Origin of the sequence: Kordia aestuariivivens (assembly GCF_014397005.1) — a bacterium.
GTDB lineage: Bacteria > Bacteroidota > Bacteroidia > Flavobacteriales > Flavobacteriaceae > Kordia > Kordia aestuariivivens.
In genome coordinates this window covers 460618-478862 of record NZ_JACGWS010000001.1, presented here as the reverse complement: position 1 = coordinate 478862, position 18245 = coordinate 460618, and the positions used below count along the sequence as shown (strand labels likewise).

General features: G+C 33.7%; 18 protein-coding genes. 7 read left to right on the top strand and 11 right to left on the bottom strand.

The window, feature by feature from the left end:
• Positions 1-2: 2 nt before the first annotated feature.
• The gene (locus H2O64_RS02155) at positions 3-1016 is read right to left on the bottom strand and encodes a DUF6695 family protein (protein WP_187560489.1); all 1014 of its coding nucleotides are present in this window, start codon (positions 1014-1016) and stop codon (positions 3-5) included.
• Positions 1009-1734 carry an NRDE family protein gene (locus H2O64_RS02150; RefSeq protein ID WP_187560488.1) on the bottom strand — a complete coding sequence of 242 codons (726 nt, stop codon included), beginning with the start codon at positions 1732-1734 and terminating at the stop codon, positions 1009-1011. The genes H2O64_RS02155 and H2O64_RS02150 overlap by 8 nt, the downstream gene beginning before the upstream one ends.
• 210 nt (positions 1735-1944) lie before the next feature.
• On the opposite strand from H2O64_RS02150, the gene pruA reads away from it, so the two are divergent.
• On the top strand, positions 1945-3570 hold the full coding sequence (gene pruA / locus H2O64_RS02145; protein WP_187560487.1) for an L-glutamate gamma-semialdehyde dehydrogenase: 1626 nt from the start codon (positions 1945-1947) through the stop codon (positions 3568-3570).
• Between the two features lie 94 nt (positions 3571-3664).
• On the opposite strand, the gene H2O64_RS02140 is transcribed toward pruA, so the two are convergent.
• The 3 genes from H2O64_RS02140 to H2O64_RS02130 form a co-directional block, all read right to left on the bottom strand.
• Positions 3665-3826, bottom strand: coding sequence for a hypothetical protein (locus H2O64_RS02140; protein WP_187560486.1), 162 nt, complete (start codon positions 3824-3826; stop codon positions 3665-3667).
• A 150-nt stretch (positions 3827-3976) separates the two neighbouring features.
• Positions 3977-4150 carry a hypothetical protein gene (locus tag H2O64_RS02135; RefSeq protein ID WP_187560485.1) on the bottom strand — a complete coding sequence of 58 codons (174 nt, stop codon included), beginning with the start codon at positions 4148-4150 and terminating at the stop codon, positions 3977-3979.
• Between the two features lie 176 nt (positions 4151-4326).
• Positions 4327-5646 carry an Omp28-related outer membrane protein gene (locus H2O64_RS02130; protein ID WP_187560484.1) on the bottom strand — a complete coding sequence of 440 codons (1320 nt, stop codon included), beginning with the start codon at positions 5644-5646 and terminating at the stop codon, positions 4327-4329.
• 229 nt (positions 5647-5875) lie between these two features.
• On the opposite strand from H2O64_RS02130, the gene H2O64_RS02125 reads away from it, so the two are divergent.
• Positions 5876-6364 carry a TlpA family protein disulfide reductase gene (locus H2O64_RS02125; RefSeq protein ID WP_235982735.1) on the top strand — a complete coding sequence of 163 codons (489 nt, stop codon included), beginning with the start codon at positions 5876-5878 and terminating at the stop codon, positions 6362-6364.
• 43 nt (positions 6365-6407) lie between these two features.
• Complete coding sequence (locus tag H2O64_RS02120; RefSeq protein WP_187560483.1) at positions 6408-8087, top strand: DUF6029 family protein; 1680 nt, start codon at positions 6408-6410, stop codon at positions 8085-8087.
• Positions 8088-8207: 120 nt separating this feature from the next.
• Here the strand turns inward: H2O64_RS02120 and rsmG are convergent, their stop codons facing one another.
• On the bottom strand, positions 8208-8837 hold the full coding sequence (gene rsmG / locus H2O64_RS02115) for a 16S rRNA (guanine(527)-N(7))-methyltransferase RsmG (RefSeq protein WP_187560482.1): 630 nt from the start codon (positions 8835-8837) through the stop codon (positions 8208-8210).
• A gap of 122 nt (positions 8838-8959) precedes the next feature.
• Between rsmG and H2O64_RS02110 the strand changes: the two genes are divergently transcribed.
• A complete protein-coding gene (locus tag H2O64_RS02110) occupies positions 8960-10012 on the top strand; it encodes a fatty acid desaturase (protein WP_187560481.1) in 1053 nt (350 codons plus the stop codon).
• 89 nt (positions 10013-10101) lie between these two features.
• Here H2O64_RS02110 and H2O64_RS02105 read toward each other — a convergent pair whose 3' ends face one another.
• Positions 10102-10830, bottom strand: a complete 729-nt coding sequence (locus tag H2O64_RS02105; RefSeq protein WP_187560480.1) for a hypothetical protein — start codon at positions 10828-10830, stop codon at positions 10102-10104.
• A 98-nt stretch (positions 10831-10928) separates the two neighbouring features.
• On the opposite strand from H2O64_RS02105, the gene H2O64_RS02100 reads away from it, so the two are divergent.
• The gene (locus tag H2O64_RS02100) at positions 10929-12110 is read left to right on the top strand and encodes a pyridoxal phosphate-dependent aminotransferase (protein WP_187560479.1); all 1182 of its coding nucleotides are present in this window, start codon (positions 10929-10931) and stop codon (positions 12108-12110) included.
• A 548-nt stretch (positions 12111-12658) separates the two neighbouring features.
• Here H2O64_RS02100 and H2O64_RS02095 read toward each other — a convergent pair.
• From H2O64_RS02095 to trkA, 3 genes are all read right to left on the bottom strand, one after another.
• Positions 12659-12916, bottom strand: a complete 258-nt coding sequence (locus H2O64_RS02095) for a hypothetical protein (RefSeq protein ID WP_187560478.1) — start codon at positions 12914-12916, stop codon at positions 12659-12661.
• Between the two features lie 104 nt (positions 12917-13020).
• On the bottom strand, positions 13021-14511 hold the full coding sequence (locus H2O64_RS02090; protein ID WP_187560477.1) for a TrkH family potassium uptake protein: 1491 nt from the start codon (positions 14509-14511) through the stop codon (positions 13021-13023).
• A gap of 9 nt (positions 14512-14520) precedes the next feature.
• Positions 14521-15870 (bottom strand): Trk system potassium transporter TrkA, encoded by a 1350-nt coding sequence (trkA, locus tag H2O64_RS02085; RefSeq protein WP_187560476.1) that lies wholly within the window; start codon positions 15868-15870, stop codon positions 14521-14523.
• 161 nt (positions 15871-16031) lie between these two features.
• Here trkA and ubiE point away from each other — a divergent pair, with 161 nt between their 5' ends.
• Both ubiE and porT read left to right on the top strand, forming a co-directional pair.
• Positions 16032-16760 carry a bifunctional demethylmenaquinone methyltransferase/2-methoxy-6-polyprenyl-1,4-benzoquinol methylase UbiE gene (gene ubiE, locus H2O64_RS02080; RefSeq protein WP_187560475.1) on the top strand — a complete coding sequence of 243 codons (729 nt, stop codon included), beginning with the start codon at positions 16032-16034 and terminating at the stop codon, positions 16758-16760.
• 5 nt (positions 16761-16765) lie between these two features.
• Positions 16766-17485: a type IX secretion/gliding motility protein PorT/SprT gene (gene porT / locus H2O64_RS02075; RefSeq protein WP_187560474.1), complete on the top strand. Its 720-nt coding sequence runs from the start codon at positions 16766-16768 to the stop codon at positions 17483-17485.
• On the opposite strand, the gene H2O64_RS02070 is transcribed toward porT, so the two are convergent.
• Entirely contained in the window at positions 17472-18209 is a 738-nt protein-coding gene (locus tag H2O64_RS02070) for a TrmH family RNA methyltransferase (RefSeq protein ID WP_187560473.1), read from the bottom strand. The two genes, porT and H2O64_RS02070, sit on opposite strands and share 14 nt — an antisense overlap.
• Positions 18210-18245: the final 36 nt, after the last annotated feature.

Genomic DNA, 18245 nt, shown 5'->3' with positions numbered 1-18245 from the left:
GTTTATTGAATGGCTAATATATAATCTTGCTGAAAGCTGAAATAAAATACTTTTCCATTTTGCAGAATATTACAATATAAACAGTTTGAATTGTGTATGAATTGATACGGTTTTTGAATGTCAAAAGCCGGATCGTTTACTTTAAAGATTCCGTCTACATCTATATTTCCGTAAGGCGCAATTCTTCTGATTCTATAACTAAAAGTTCTTGCCGGAAGCGAATGAATTTCAAACCAAGATCCGCATGCGATTCCGGGCAACCATTGCGCATGATCTTCAACTCCTTTGACCTGTTTTGGCTCTAAGGTTCCAATGAAATTAGGCGTATGATCTTTTAATCGATCCAAAAAACAACGTATGGTTTCTTTTCGAGATGTGGATGTAAAAATTTCAACACGATCTTCTATGACTTCATATACATGTTGCTGTGTATTTGCTAATACTACATTCCCAACCGTACTTGGTGTAAACCAAGTAGATCTTTTTAATGCCTTTTTGACTTTTTCATTCGTCAGTGAAGCTATTAAAGTAGTTGTTACAAATCGGGCGCAGTTACAAGATTCTTTTTTAAAAGCGGCATAATACATAGAGCCTTTTCGTTGCAAATGTGTAATACATTCTAGTGCTTTTTCATAGTTAATAGCATCACAAACAGAAGCAAGTAATTTTCCATCACCGTGTGTTAATTTTGGATTGTTTGCTAAAAATTGTAAAATTTCATCCAGATTTGCAATAGTTCCATTGACAATCCTAGCTTTTATTGGGAAATCGAGCTCTCGATCGCGCATTTTCCCTCGAACTCTTCCGTGAGGTTCCGCTGTAATGTATCGTCCAAAATCATGATAGGATAAAACTCCCGTTGTATTATTGATAAGCACCAAAGCGGCATGTCCTGCGCGAACATATTTTTTTTTACCTATTCCTATAAATCGTAAATACGGAGAATACCATTCTTCGGCAGTCATTACAATAGTATCAGGATACGCCAATGTAAGTATAGTACCAGAATTATTCATGCAAAGCCTCTATTGGATTAAAAGATATAACGCTATGCCTATTTTTTGTGAGATCATAATAATTCATTGCGATACTATCTTCGGTTTTTTCTATTTGCGTGATACTAATCGTTTTTATAATGCCTCTATCCATAATGACATCCACATTAGGATCATTAATACCTGCGGTTTTATGAAAGTTGAGCAATGTGTCAGCGTTTAATGTTTTTTCTTGTTTTAACTTTGAAAACCAATCGCGTCGCATTTCTTTCATTTTTTCAGTATATAATGTAGAAGATGACCAAATATGTGATGTTAATGGAAGCTTTTGGAAATGTTTTTGTGCGCCATCCCAAACAAGTTCAAAAAGTTGTAGCGTTTCATTCCAGTCAACAATAACTATGGTAAATGGCTCTATAAGATTAAGATTGTAACGATGTACTGTTTCTGTAATATCAGTAGCTGCCAAAAAATCTTTTACCACAACACCACGACTATGACGATATTCTGGTAAACGTGCATGATTTTTAAAACCTCCATTTAACAAACAAACGACACGTTTTTTATCACTTGTTCCAATCCACGTTCCGCCAGCAATTGCATCTTTTGGAAAAATCATTTTTGTATCCAATGCGTCATAAATACTAGGTGCATGTGTGACTCTCATTGGCGATTCATCTCGATTAGATGTCAACACAAACGCTGAATTTCCTTTATATATAAAACTTACTGTACACATCGTACTTTTTGTCTGACTTTAAGGAGGCAACTTACAAAATTTTCATTAAATATTGAACAAATTGCAACCTGTATGTTTTTTTTGAAAAATAGCTTTAAAATTAATGTAAAGTAGTAAACATGATAAAAAATGATCTCTAAGATTGAGGTGCTTTTTTTTTGTATCTTTGCACCTCAAAATTCTAATCAAATACAATTAAAAATATAACCTATGGGAAAAGGATTTTTTCAAGTTCCAACTGCAATTAACGAAACTGTAAAATCGTATGCACCTGGAACTCCAGAAAGAGCTGCTGTTATTGCTCAATACGAAACATATTTCAATGGAACTGTTGATGTTCCAATGTATATCGGTAGTGAAGAAGTAAGAACTGGGAACACCAATACAATGTCACCTCCACATGATCACAAACATGTTGTAGGAACGTATCATTTAGCTGAAAAGGCACATGTAACTCAAGCTATTGAAAATGCTTTGGAAGCTCGTAAAAAATGGTCGCAATTGGCATGGGAACAACGTGCAGCTATCTTTTTAAAGGCTGCTGAATTGATCGCCGGACCTTATAGAGCAAAGATTAATGCGTCGACAATGATTGCGCAATCAAAAACGGTACATCAAGCAGAAATTGATGCTGCTTGTGAATTGATTGACTTTTTACGTTTTAACGTAGAGTTTATGACTCAGATTTATGAAGAGCAACCAGATTCAGCAGAAGGAATTTGGAATCGTGTTGAATACAGACCTTTGGAAGGATTTGTATATGCAATTACACCTTTTAACTTTACAGCTATTGCTGCCAACTTACCTGCAAGTGCAGCTATGATGGGAAATACGGTTGTTTGGAAACCTAGTGATAGTCAAATTTTCTCTGCAAAAGTGATTGTAGATATTTTTAAAGAAGCTGGTGTACCAGATGGTGTTATTAATGTTGTATATGGCGACCCTGTAATGATTACAGATACTGTTTTAGACAGTCCAGATTTTGCTGGAGTTCATTTTACAGGTTCTACCTATGTATTTAAAGAACTTTGGAAAAAGATCGGAAACAAGATTCATACCTATAAAACATATCCAAAAATTGTTGGAGAAACTGGAGGAAAAGATTTCATTATAGCGCATCCAAGTGCAAATCCTAAGCAAGTTGCTACAGGAATTACGCGTGGAGCTTTTGAATTTCAAGGACAAAAATGTAGTGCTGCTTCAAGAGCATATTTACCAAAATCAATTGCTGATGAAGTATTAAAGTATGTAAAAGAAGATGTTGCTTCTTTTAAAATGGGTTCTCCTGCTGATTTAGGAAACTACATTACAGCGGTAATTCATGAAGGTTCATTTGACAAATTAGCTAAATACATCGATCAAGCAAAAACGGATGCAGACGCAGAAGTTATTATTGGTGGAAATTATGACAAATCGAAAGGATACTTTATTGAGCCAACAGTAATTGTGGCAAAAGATCCAAAGTATACCACCATGGAAACTGAGTTATTCGGACCTGTAATGACCGTTTATGTGTATGAAGATGCAGATTGGTCAGAAACATTAAAGTTAGTTGATGAAACTTCTGAATATGCATTAACAGGAGCTGTTTTCTCTGGCGATCGTTATGCAATTGATGAAGCTACAAAAGCATTGGAGAACTGTGCTGGAAACTTCTACGTGAACGATAAACCAACTGGTGCTGTTGTTGGACAACAACCATTTGGTGGTGCAAGAGCATCAGGAACTAATGACAAAGCTGGTTCTGCACAAAACTTATTGCGTTGGGTTTCTCCACGATTAATTAAAGAAACATTTGTAACACCAATAGATTATAGATATCCATTTTTAGGGTAAACTATAAAGTTATCATATTTAAAAAGCCAGTGTACATGGGATACACTGGCTTTTTCATTCTTCAATTATTGTTATTATTGGTGATTCAATTTGATTAGCAACCTACAAAAGTGCAACAAATGATCATTCCATCTTCATCTTCATAATAAATCTCGCTACATTGCTGAGATGGCATTCCGCCTTTTACACTTCCAACTTTAAGATTTGAAACTACATTTTTGTTTAAACTGATTTTTTTTAACGACTTTTTTTTCATGGTTATGTGATTTTGAATATTAATAAAATTAAATATAATCATTCAAATACATTTCCCGATACGGTTTCACCGTAATAACACACTCACTATCTGTAATTTACATAAAACAATAGTTCTATAAATAATTTTATTTATACTTACTTCAATATTTTAGCAATCAACAGACAAGCACAAACATTCGCCTTTATCATTAAAATAAAAGATCATAGTAGGAAGATTCGTAAGGTACACAGGATCATAACCTTTCCCTTTTACTTGCGTTGAAGTGAAATTTGAAATGCTTTTTTTGTTAAGTTGCAAATTGTTGATTTTTTGTTTCTTCATGATTTTATAAGTTTTGTTGTTATACTATCAAAACTATAAAACATTTTTAAATTTAAAGTACGGTTAAACCATAACAACACACTAAAGTTATAAATTCTGTATATTAAAAAAGCAGCTCTAGTGAGCTGCTTTTATTTTAAGAATTTAAGAGTATTCTAGCTAATTATAATTAATTATTAATTAAAGTCTTTGTCTTCTCCTGTGTGACCTCCATTAGATGCTACAATCTCAAAGTTATTACCAACGATCATTGCTACAACAGATATCTCACTTGGATCATCAATATTAGTAGGGATAGGAATATCAAATACTTGCGTATACTTTTGACCTGCTCCAGTATTTCCTGCAGGGATAGCATCTCCAAGCACAGCTGTAAGTGAACTTCTTAATGTGTGATTGTGTGTAAAACCACTTGCTTCATTAAGTGGATTAACACCTCCATAATAACTTGTACCGTTTACTTGATTAGCATCAATTCCACTTTCAAGAACATATACTACTAATTTAGCGTTTGGCAAACTTTCTGCAAATGCTGCACTCACATATACTTGTAAGTTGTTTCCAACTACCATTGAGTTTACAGATAACCCTCTAGATGTTGTCCCACTAGCTAAGTTAGTTACTTGAGCAACATTGTTTGGCTCTGGGAATGTCCAATCAATAGTACCATTAAGTACTGCTGTTGGGTAAGTTCCTCCTGGATTAATTTGAGCAATTAAGGCTGAACTAGCTGTATTTTGCATGTTATCACCAACATGTGCAGCAATAATAAATGCTTTATCTGTAGCAGCTTCAACTAATTCAATTCCGTAAGATACTCTAGGACAAAATTGGCACCATGTTCCAGTTGCATCCATAACAGCAACTGTTCTTTGAAATGTTCCTGGTGCAACTTCTTCAGTTACAGGTAAAGTAAATGCAGTAGAAGTTACTCCACCATTTGTAGCTGTAGCTACTAAATCTCCCATAACAGTTGCCATGTATCTGCTTCCTTCAATTTGAGTTCCGTTTATAGAAAGTGTAGCATCATCTGTAATTGTATAATCATTTCCTGAAGCATCTGTTCCAATAACAACAAAATCAGCTGTATCTCCTACTTTAATACTTGCATCTGGACTTTCTATGCGCAGTGCAGTAATTACTGGTGGAATTACTTCTACATTAATGTTAGCACTAGATAATGATCCGTTTGTAGCTCTTACAACATACGAACCCGTAGCTGTTGGTGTAAAAGATACTCCTTGAATAGAAGTATTATTTACTAAAATTGTTGAGCTAGTTGTTACGTTACTACCGTCGTTAGCTGTTACAGTAAATGTTACTGAACCTCCTAATTCAATTGAATTTTCACTTGCTGTAACTGTAATTGATGTGATTCCTGATCCACCACCAGTTCCAGGTGTTGTTCCGCCGTCTCCGTCATCACTACCACTACAAGAGTATGTAAATACAGCTATTACCGCGACTAAGCATTTAAAAATGTTTTTAATTTTCATAAGATTTCTTTTTTTATAATTTTTGGTTAAGGTGTAATTAGCGCTCTAAATTATATTAAATTTTTGTTAAATAAAAGAAAAAACTAATAAACAGTTAATCAATCAAATAGCCTATAATTTATATAGAGAATGTGGAGAAAATCGCAAAATTGATTTATTTTACTTTTCTTGCTTTTTTAACTTTTCCTTTTATATATTTACAGCATTCTCACTATTAAACTAAAAAATTATGAAGTCAATTATGAGTTTTGTTGTTGTATTCTTAGCGCTTACACTACAAATAAATGCACAGAAACAAATTCCAAATATCTCTGTGAAAACTTTGGATGGAAGCTCATTAAACATGGATGAAATCACAAAAGAAAAAGGAGTGAAAATTATTAGCTTTTGGGCTACTTGGTGCGTACCATGTATTAATGAATTGGATGCAATTAGTGAAGTATATGACGATTGGAAAGATGAAACAAATGTAGAACTCATTGCAATTGCTACTGATGATGCTAGAACCAAGAAAAGAATAAAGCCATTAATTAATGGTAAAGGCTGGGAATACAAAATTCTTTTAGATGAAAATCAAGATTTACAACGATCTTTAAATATCACAACAATTCCGCATGTAATTGTCATTAAAGATGGAAAAATTGTATTTCGTCACACAGGATATTTCCCTGGCGCAGAAGATCAACTATACGACGTAGTTAAGGAAAACTCGAAGTAAACCTAATAAACCAACCAAAAACTAAACTAACGAACATATTTACATGAAAAAATTACTATACCTTTCTTTTGCATTGGCTTTTTCTGTAGGATTTTCCCAAGACAAGGATGATGAAGAAAAGAAAGATTGGGGAGCACTAACTGGTGGATTTGAATCAATTGTCCAGTGGTACAATGATGACACTGGGCTTGGAAAATTTGCCGAAGATGAACATGTACGATCTAATAATTATCTAAAATTAGACTATAACTATGGAAATTGGTTTGCAGGAATTCAAGTAGAATCTTATGCGCCAATGCCTTTGTTAAACTATTCACCAAAACTAGACGACTCTGGCATTGCGCAATATTATGCAATGTACAAAACGCGAAAATTAGAAATCACCGCAGGTTATTTTTATGAGCAGTTTGGAAGCGGACTTATTTTACGCGGATGGGAAAACAGACCTTTAGGTATTAATAACTCCTTTAGAGGTGGGCGTGTAAAATACGATCCATCAGATGCATTATCGTTTACGGCAATGTATGCGAGACAACGTGATGGTTTTGAAGTGTCGGAAGGTGAAATTTTTGGATTTAATTCTGAAGTTGATCTTACAAATTTATTCAAATTAGAAACTTCATCACTCTCAGCTGGATTTAGTTATGTTGGGAGAAAAGAAGATATTCCTGAAGAATTTCAAAATACTGGCTTTAATGAAATGACGAATGCTTTTTCTGCACGACTTGATTATTCAGGAAACTCATTTTATTCTGGAATAGAATATATTACTAAAAGCAAAGATGCCGTTGTAAATACACAACGATACATAGCAGATTTTGTAGAACCAGGAAACGGTCTTTTAATAAACTTCGGATATTCTCAAAAAGGATTAGGAATCGATGCAACATTTAGAAGGTTGGAAAACATGAGCCTCTTTTCTGAAAGGGAAGCTTCTGGAAATGTATTCAATGAAAATATCTTGAATTATTTACCAGGATTGACAAAACAACACGATTATTTATTGACAAATATATACGTGTATCAAGCGCAACCTACTATTTCAGTTCCAGATCCATCTTTATTAAAATATGGTGAAATTGGAGGGCAGGTTGATGTTTTTTACAACTTTAAAAAAGGGACTCCAATTGGAGGAAAGTACGGGACAAAAATCGCAGTAAATGCTTCATATTGGGCTGGATTAAGAGGAGATTTTAATTTTACAGATAGAGAAGCAGAAATAGACTATTTCGGTTTTGGACAAAAATACTTTTCTGAATTCAGTTTAGAAGTTCGTAAAAAATGGAATCGTAAGTGGCAAAGTATATTTTACTATGTAAATCAATATTACAACGAACGTTATATAGTAGACAAACTTGGTGTAGTAAATTCTAATATTGGTGTAGTAGAAACAACTTACCGAATCAACTCTAAAAGATCGATTCGTGCTGAAGTGCAACACTTGTGGACACCAGACGACAACAAAAACTGGGTCGGAGGAACATTAGAATTTAATGTAACACCAAGACTATCATTCTACTTAAATGACATTTACAATTACGGAAACGATGACAAAGACGAACAAATTCACTATTATAATGTTGGAGGTAGTTATGCAAGAGGCGCTTCAAGAATTGCCTTAAACTACGGAAGACAAAGAGGCGGATTAGTCTGTGTCGGAGGTGTTTGCCGTTTTGTACCACAAAGCACAGGAGTTACTGTTAATATATCAACAGCATTTTAAAACGCTCAATTACCAACCAACCCCAACTAACTAATTACAAAAAATCCCTTATGTGTTATACATAAGGGATTTTTACTTTTATATGCTACAGAAAAGCTCTGAACTCTTACTTGTAATTTTTTAAGGTTTATATTTTAAAGGTACATGCACTACTTTTTTTGTTTCAAAAAATTCTTCTTCAAAATAATCTGGAATTGGAAATAAGGTTGCTTTCGCAAAATCTTTCAATTCTTCAGCAAGATCGCCTCCTTTTAAATATAAAATTCCATTCTTCAATTCGTGTTTTTGCTTTTTAGCAACTTTCTTTCGAACCCATTTTACAAAATCAGGCATATTGGTCACTGCTCTACTTACGATAAAATCGAATTCTCCTTTTACTTTTTCAGCGCGGATATGATGTGCAGAAACATTTGTAAGTCCAATACTTTCTGCAACAGCTTCCACAACTTTAATTTTTTTACCAATAGCGTCTACGAGTACAAATTGTACTTCTGGAAATAAAATAGCCAAAGGAATTCCAGGGAAACCGCCACCAGTTCCAACATCTAAAATTCGGGAACCCGCTACAAACGGTTGTACTTTTGCTATTGCCAAACCATGCAATACATGCCTAATGTACAATTCGTCAATGTCTTTTCTCGAAATCACATTAATCTGTGCATTCCATTCTTTGTATAAAGCTTCTAATTGCTCAAATTGTGCAATTTGTTCTTCTGTTAATTCTGTAAAATATTTTTGTATAATTTCCATATCTTCGACAAAACTAATCTTTATTTATGATTCTGTAAATTTATTGTTTTCAAATTACGATATTTGCAATATATTGTACCGTATAATCGTTACTACTTAAAGATTAAAAAATAGTTCCTCCCATGACGCATCAAAACGTTGATCAAGAAATTAAAGAAGCTTTAAAAAATTGGAAATCAATTATTGCAAAGTATAAAAAGAAAAGTACAGGAAAAGCAATTGGCCAAATAGCATCCTCTTTTTTACCATTCATAGCTGTTTGGGCATTAATGTACTTCACACTTGACTTTTCACTAATACTTACTTTCTTACTAGGAATTGTAAATGCATTTTTCTTAGTTCGAATTTTTATCATTCAGCATGATTGCGGACACAATTCATTTATAAAATCACAAAAAGCAAGTAATTTTATAGGATATGTGTGCAGCATATTTAGTTTTTTACCATTCAAATATTGGGCAGAAACACATACATTTCACCACGGACACAACGGACAACTAGAAAAAGAAGTCAGACAAGTTGGCGATTTACCAACACTAACTGTCGAAGAGTTTAGAGCAAAAAGTCGATGGGGAAGATTCAAATACAAAGTATTCAGAAGTCCAATTGTAATTTTTGTAATTGCTCCTGCATATTATTTAATAATTACCACAAAATATCCTTTTCTAAAATTCAATAACTGGAAAAGAACCACATACTTACTAATTAAAGATAATATTGTAATGATTGTTCCCTATTTAATATTAGGATATTTTATAGGTTGGGCAGATTTCTTTGCGGTTCAGTTTATCATATTATTCTTTTTTGGAATCATTGCCTTTTGGTTTTTCTACATCCAGCATCAGCATGAACACTCATATAAAAAATGGAAAGAAGATTGGGACTTTTTATTATCTGCAATCAAAGGAAGTAGCTACATAAAACTTCCAAAAATTATGGAATGGTTTACAGGACATATTGGAATTCACCACATTCACCATTTAAACAGTAGAATTCCAAATTACAACCTAAAAAAGTGTTTCACTGAGAATAAAATATTATCAAAATATGTGACTACACTTTCGTTTAAAGACGGATTGAAAATGATGTTTCACAAATTATGGGATGAAGAAGAACAACGTATGATTACGTTTAGAGAATATTACCGATTGGAAAAAGTGCGTTTTTCTAACTAAATCTACAAAACTATACAATATCAAAAAAGTCTACTTCGCGTAGGCTTTTTTCGTTTCACATAAACATTACACCTTATGCCAGTTATACTCTAAATGGTATTATATCCAATAATCAAAAGAAGTATCGTAAGGATTCCTATAATAGCCATAAAACTAAGCGCTGGATGAACAAGTTCTGCTCGATACTTTTTTATAGAACTTAAAAATCCACTATAAAAAACAACATAAAAAGCAATCATTCCAATAGCGCCAAGATATTCAAAATTTCCTTCGCATATCGTTACAACATGAACAATAGAAACTGCATGAGCACTCATAAAAATACACATCAACACAATAACTGAAGGCAAACGTAAATCTTTTTTGGAAATAAACAAGGTGTAAAAGAACTCGTAAAACGAACTAGGAATTACGGTTCTTGAAATGTAATGTAATTTATTTGTGATGATTTCCTTTTCAGAAGTTTCTTCGGGAAACAACACATGCTCTTCTTTATAATTTTTAATCAAAAAAATATCATTTAATAAATAATTATCTATTTTTCTTCGCTTGATAATATAATCAATCAATTTAGAACCAATTACTGCAAACAAACCCAACAAACCGAAAATAATCCCTAAATGATATCCAAATGGTGTGATTTTAGAAACTAAAAAATTAAAGCTTTCTGGCGGGTTTTTATAATAAATTGCGCCAATAGCTGTAATCAAAATCAAAAGAAATACCAACCGATCTAGTCGCTTCTTGGTCTCTAAAATTTGTGTTGTGACAGTTGACACAAAATACTCTTCTGAATTCAATTTTTCTTTATTATCCATTTCTATTGTTATTATTGACAACTATTTTTTATCCTAAACCAAAAATAACTAATTTCGCACAATTCAGTTACTAAACACAGAATTAACATAACACAACAATGGCACTATTATCTGAACGCGTATTAAACATGTCTACATCGGCTACGCTAGCAATGGCAGCAAAAGCACGAGAATTGAGAAATGAAGGGAAAAATATTATTGGTTTAAGTTTGGGTGAACCAGACTTTAACACACCTGAGTTTATCAAAGAAGCAGCAATTAAAGCAATTAATGACAACTACAACAGCTACACACCTGTTGATGGTTATGCAGAATTGAAAGAAGCCATTATTCATAAATTCCAAAGGGACAATCAATTAACGTACGAACCTTCGCAAATTGTAGTTTCTACTGGCGCAAAACAATCGTTAGCAAATGTTGCGATGGTTTTATTAAATGATGGCGACGAAGTAATTCTTCCAGCGCCATTTTGGGTAAGTTATAGCGATATTGTAAAACTAGCAGAAGGTGTTCCGGTACAAGTAGCAACATCTATTGAAACAGATTTTAAAATGACGCCTGCACAATTGGAAGCTGCGATTACTCCAAAAACAAAAATGATTTGGTTCAGTTCGCCATGTAATCCTAGTGGTTCTGTATACAGTGAAGAAGAATTAAGAGCGTTGGCTGAAGTCTTAGAAAAACACCCGAATATCTATATTGTTTCTGATGAAATTTACGAACATATCAACTTTACCAGCGAACATTTTAGCATTGCGAGAATTCCATCAATGTATGATAGAACAATTACCGTAAATGGAGTTTCCAAAGCATTTGCCATGACAGGTTGGCGAATTGGATATATTGGTGCGCCAACAGCGATTGCAAGAGCTTGTAACAAGATTCAAGGACAAATTACCAGTGGCGCCAATTGTATTGCTCAACGTGCAACAATTGCAGCCTTAGAAGCTTCTAAAGACAAAATTCAGTACATGATTGATGAGTTTCTAAAGCGCAGAGACATTGTGTTAGGATTATTGAACGAAATTGAAGGATTCAAGGTCAATATTCCTGAAGGTGCTTTTTACGTATTCCCAGATGTTTCACATTTCTTTGGAAAAACATTGCGTGGAAAAACGATCAATAACGCAACTGACTTTTCATTATACTTACTAGATGAAGCTTTAGTAGCAACCGTAACAGGTGACGCTTTTGGAAATCCAAACTGTATCCGAATTTCGTATGCTGCTTCAGAAGAACAATTAAGAGCAGCTATCAAGCAAATTAAAGAAGTTTTATAAAAGAAAAATTAGTTCACAACATATACAAAAGCTGTTTTCTTAGGAGAGCAGCTTTTTTTTAAACTATAAGAAGTTGCAATAAGAGATTCCCGATTTTTCGGGAATAAAAACAAACCAAAAAATGTTTGATAAGGACATCTTTTGGCTTGATTAAGATTAACTATATAATATTAAGGATTAAAAGTGAAATTGTCAATATACTACCACTAAGCATGATAATAGTGTTTGGAAACTTTCGTTCATAACGCCAGAAAAACTCTTTAATTCCGAAAAACAAAAACGTATTAAAGGCGTAAAAAATAACAATGCAATAATTTAAGTCTATTCCAAACAATGTTCTTGATATAGGCATTTCTGCTGAAACGTCCATATTTACAAAAAGCATGACCACTGTACTTGTTAATAAAAGTATGGTGGCCAACAAACAAAATTCTAAGAAGTTGAATGTCTTTCGCATTGTGTTTTAATATCTTGTGATTTACAGATGTAAAGATGATTAAAACATTTGAAGTGCAAAAGGGGATTTTTCCCCTTTTTTTTACCAATTTTTAGATGAAAGCAATTAAATAAGCGATGACGAACACAGAGACCTTTAAAATGGTTCCAACTGCAGGCATGAATCGATATTGATTTGTTTTTACAGTTTGCTTTAAACTAAATAATGACTGCGATTTTAAGTTGCGGAAATTTTCTTTAATTTCTTCTTTATAACTAGAAGTTAACATTCCTCTGTAAAAGAAGTTTGATTGTTCTTGTGACGATTCTATGGGAACCGTAATTGATTGTAATTGATGTGTTGATTTCATGATATTGTTTTTTTTGATTGATACTAGTAAGACGCATGAACATAAATTATGTTACAAGATATTTCAAAAAAATTTGTAGAAATCATTTTTTAAATCACTGTAAATTAGCGATTTCTCCAGAAGAATGGCGTGATTAGGATTAATACCGTAAATAATTCCAAACGCCCGAGAAGCATCAAAAAGGCACACCACCATTTCCCAAAAGCAGGTATTTTATTATAATTTTCAAGCGGATTCAAATCGCCCAAAGCTGGACCGACATTTCCTAAAGAAGAAGCAGCTCCTCCAATTGCCGATTCAAAATCTAAACCTACAAATCCCAACACTAAAGCACCAATAATAAATAACAACATATACAGAATAAAGAATCCTAGAATGTTATATACAATATGTTCAGAAACTGATTTATTATTATATCGCACTGGAATAATTGCGCGCGGATGCAACGTTCGTTTAAACTCTAACAACCCATTTTTGATCATTAATAAATGGCGCACTACTTTTACACCTCCCGAAGTAGATCCTGCGGAACCTCCAAGAAACATCAATCCAAAAAAGAAAATCGTTAAAAAAGTAGTCCATGATGTAAAATTGGCGGTTACAAACCCTGTAGTAGTTACAACTGCAATGACTTGAAACAGCGAATGTCTAAATGAGCTTTCAAATTCTCCCCAAACCATGGGATGATACGCCGATTGTGAAACATCAGCTTGAAAATAGACAATCATTGTTGCTATTATAGTAAAAATTCCTATGAGAATTGCATAGACTTTAAACTCTTCATCTTTGATAATTTTTTGCACTCTTCCTTTAAAAGCAAAATAACTCAATACGAAATTCGTTCCTGCCAAAAACATAAATAGTATGATGATGTATTGAATAATTGGTTGTCCGTTCCAGTGTGCAATACTTGCATCTTTTGTGGAAAATCCTCCTGTAGATAACGTACACAATGCATGATTGATAGCATCAAAAAACGACATTCCAGCAATATTCAATAGAATAGTTTCTGCAACCGTATATCCTACATAAATTAACCATAAACGCTTTGCGGTATCTGTGATTCTAGGATGCAATTTATCAGCACTTGGTCCTGGAGCTTCTGCGGCAAATAACTGCATTCCTCCTATTCCTAATAAAGGAAGAATAGCAATCGCTAATACAATAATTCCCATTCCGCCAATCCAATGTGTCATACTTCGCCAAAACAGAATACCTTCCGGCAAGCCTTCTATTTTTTCAAGAATTGTAGCTCCTGTTGTGGTATAACCAGACATCGTTTCGAAGAAAGCATTGGTAAAACTCGGAATCGTTTTTGTAAATAAATACGGAAACATTCCCGAAAGGGACATAAAAATCCATCCAAAAGTGACGACAATATATCCTTCACGTTTTTTGATTTCTTTTTTATGATCGCGTGTGGTTAGCATTAAAAGTGAGCCTACCAAAATGGTTACCAAACCTGCTAAGAAAAGTTGAAATGTTACACCATCTTTATAGATATAACTAACCAATGTTGCGATAAACATAAAGCCACCATTACAGAGTAATAGCAATCCCATTAAGTGAAATATGATTTTATAATTTACCTTCATTATCAACGATTAGAGAAACATACTTTCTACTTTGTTAATGGATCGTGGTAAACTACAAACGACGACTCTATCGCCTGATTTTATGAGGAAATCTCCCAAAGCGATCAGTCCTTCACCTTCGCGAATAACACCACCAATAATGGCTGATCGAGGAAAATCTAAGTCTTTAATTCTTTGATTGCATACGCGAGAAGTAGGCTTTACAATAAATTCTAATAATTCCGCATTCATATTGTTGAGTCGTGTCATATCCACAACATCACCTTTACGAATGTGTCTAAATATATTGTTTGCCGCCAGTAATTTTTTATTGATCAGCGTATTAATTCCGATCGATTGTGAGAGTTGAAAATAATCCATATTTTCAACCAATGCAATCGTTTTTCGAATGTTTTTTGATTTTGCCACCAAACACGACATGATGTTGGTTTCAGAATTTCCAGTAACGGCAATAAACGCGTCCATATCGTACACGCCTTCTTCTTCCAACAGTTCAACATTTCGTCCATCACCTTGAATGACTAAGGCATTTGGCAAATCGTCTGCTAAATCAAAAGCTTTTTCTTTGTCTTTTTCGATTAATTTTACATTGAATTTATTCTCGCAAAGATCACGTGCAGTTTTGAAACCAATATTACTTCCTCCAAGAATCATGACATTCTTGATATCTTCTTTTACTTTCCCGATTAATTTGTACAATTCCTCTACACCTTCTTTGGACGTAATGAAATATACTTGATCGCCTTCTTTAAATAATGTATCTCCGCGAGGAATTAAAGTATATTGTGTTCCAAAACGCTGAATTGCGATCGGCACAAAGTGTAATTCAGGAAATATATTTGCGGCTTCTTGAACACTTTTTCCAACAAATGGCGCGGTCCGTTGCAAAGTTGTTCCAACCATTGTTAATGCACCATCTTCAAATTCGTAACTATCATTAAATGCAGATTGATCTAATAATAATTTTATTTCGGCAGCAGCTAATTTTTCAGGAGAAATTAATTCATCGATTCCTAAATCTTTAAATCGTAATTCTTCCTGATTGTCTATAAATTCTGTGTTTGAAATTCGCGCAATGGTTCGTTTACAGCCCAATTGCTTTGCCAATACACATATGGTAATGTTTGTAGTTTCTGAAGAAGTTACCGTAATTACCAAATCAGCAGTTGCTACTCTGGCTTCTTTTAATATACTTATAGATGTAGCATCTCCTCTGATCACACGAATGTCTAAGTGTGCATCTGCGTATGCTAAGTTTTCCTTATCACAGTCTATTAGGGTAATATCTTGGGATTCGTAAGAAAGGAGTTTTGCTAAATGATATCCAACCTCACCAGCTCCTGCAATAATAATTTTCATTTATTCAACTTATTGAAAAAGTATACAAATATACAGCAAAAAAGCGATTCTATGCTAATACTTTCATTGTTGCCTATCAGAATCGTATTTCAGACAGAAATTATAGGCATTGCAACACAACATTCATCTAAGGATTATTTATATTTGCCAAAATTTCCTATATGTCGAAGAATGTAACACCGTATAAAGAGTCTAATCTGGGCAAAAAAGAGCAGGTTACAGAGATGTTTGATACGATTTCAAAAAATTATGATGGACTGAATCGTGTGATTTCTTTTGGTATTGATATTAAATGGCGAAAAAAGGTCGTGAAATTAGTTGGAGCAACGAATCCAAAGAGCGTTTTGGATATTGCTACTGGAACTGCCGATTTAGCAATTAATTTAGCCAAAACAAGTGCTGAACGTATTGTTGGACTCGATATTTCACCAGGAATGCTGGAAGTAGGAAAACAAAAAATTCAAAAGAAAGCATTGAGCGAAAAGATAGAAATGGTGTTGGGCGATGGCGAAAAACTACCGTTTGAAGACAATTCTTTTGATGCAATTACAGTCGCTTTTGGTGTTCGGAATTTTGAAAATTTAGAACAAGGCTTGCAAGAAATTTTAAGAGTTTTAAAGCCGAGCGGAATTTTTGTAGTGTTAGAAACTTCTGTTCCTGTAAAAACGCCGTTTAAACAATTTTATAAATTTTACACAAAAAATATCCTACCACTCATCGGAAAATTATTTTCTAAAGACAATTCTGCCTACGGATACTTATCAGAATCCGCAGCTGCTTTTCCCTATGGTGAGAACTTCAACAATATTTTACGAAAAATTGGGTTTATAGATGTGAACGATAAACCACAAACGTTTGGTGTAGCTAGTATTTACACCGCAACAAAATAGATTTTATGAAGAAGATTTTAATAATCATCTGCTGTATTTTTGCTTTGCAACCAGCATATTCTCAGTTATTTAGCAAAAATAAAGTGCGAAATGATGCCAGTGGAGGAAATGGTCAGATTGACAATAACACCTTAACTTGGGGTTATTTTTTAGGGTTTAATAGTTACGATTTTAAGTTTACATACAACACAAATGCGGATGCTATTCAACTAAAACCATCAACAGGTTTTAATGTTGGATTGGTCGGTGATGTAAAGTTGAACGATTATATGAACTTGCGTTTGGAGCCAGGGATTTTCTTTTCAACACGTAATTTAGAATATCCTGCAAGTTATGGATTGACAGATCCTGTGGATCAATTGCGCGAAATAAAATCGAGTTATGTACACATTCCGTTGCTTTTAAAGATAGGAACCAAACGTATCAACAACTTTAAGCCGTTTATTGTGGGCGGATTTTCTACTTCGCTGAATTTATCGAGTAATGAAAATAATCCGGATGATAATAGTAACAATCAGTTTCGTATGAAAAAAACGACCTATTATTACGAATTAGGTTTCGGAGTTGATTTTTATCTTTATTATTTTAAATTCACACCTTCTATACGTGGTGTTTTTGCTTTGAATGATGAATTGGTTCGTGATGTAGATCCAAACAGTCCTTGGACTGGAAACATTCAGAAAATGCAATCGCGCGGAATATTTATTAATTTTACGTTTCAGTAAACGCACTTCGCTTAAACTCATTCAATAAAATTCCAGTTGCCATGGCAACATTTAAACTTTCGGTTTGTTGAATTTCTCCAAATCGTGGAATGGAAATTTTTTGTGTAATATATTTTGAAACTGCTTCAGAAACGCCATTGGCTTCATTTCCCATGACTAAAATTCCATCAGTTGGCAAATTAGTTTTGTATACATTGCTTCCATCCATAAAAGCACCAAATACAGGAAGTTCTGTTGCTGCTAGATAGTTCTCTAAGTCTGTATACACAATATTAACTCGCGTTAACGAACCCATAGTCGCTTGAATTACTTTTGGATTGTAACAATCAACAGTTGCTTCAGAACACACAAGATGTTTCACGCCAAACCAATCACACAAGCGAATAATTGTCCCTAAGTTTCCTGGATCGCGGACATCATCAAGTACAACGATTAAACCTTCTGTATCAACATTTACAATCTCAGAAGTTTTAAAAAGTGCTAACGCTTTGTTGGGCGTTTTAAGAAAACTTATCTTTTTTAATTCTATCTCAGAAATAAGCATTACTTTTTCATCGGCAGCAAATAAGTTTTCATCTGTGGTAAATAAAGAATCAAGCTCAAAAGATGAGTTTAAAAACTCATCAATGACCTTTTTTCCTTCCGCAACAAACAAACCTGTTGATTTTCGGCACTTTTTTTGAGATAGGCTCGTTATTATTTTTATTTGTCTTTTGCTAACCATGCAAATAGTTTATTTTTGAATTTGAAAAATACCACT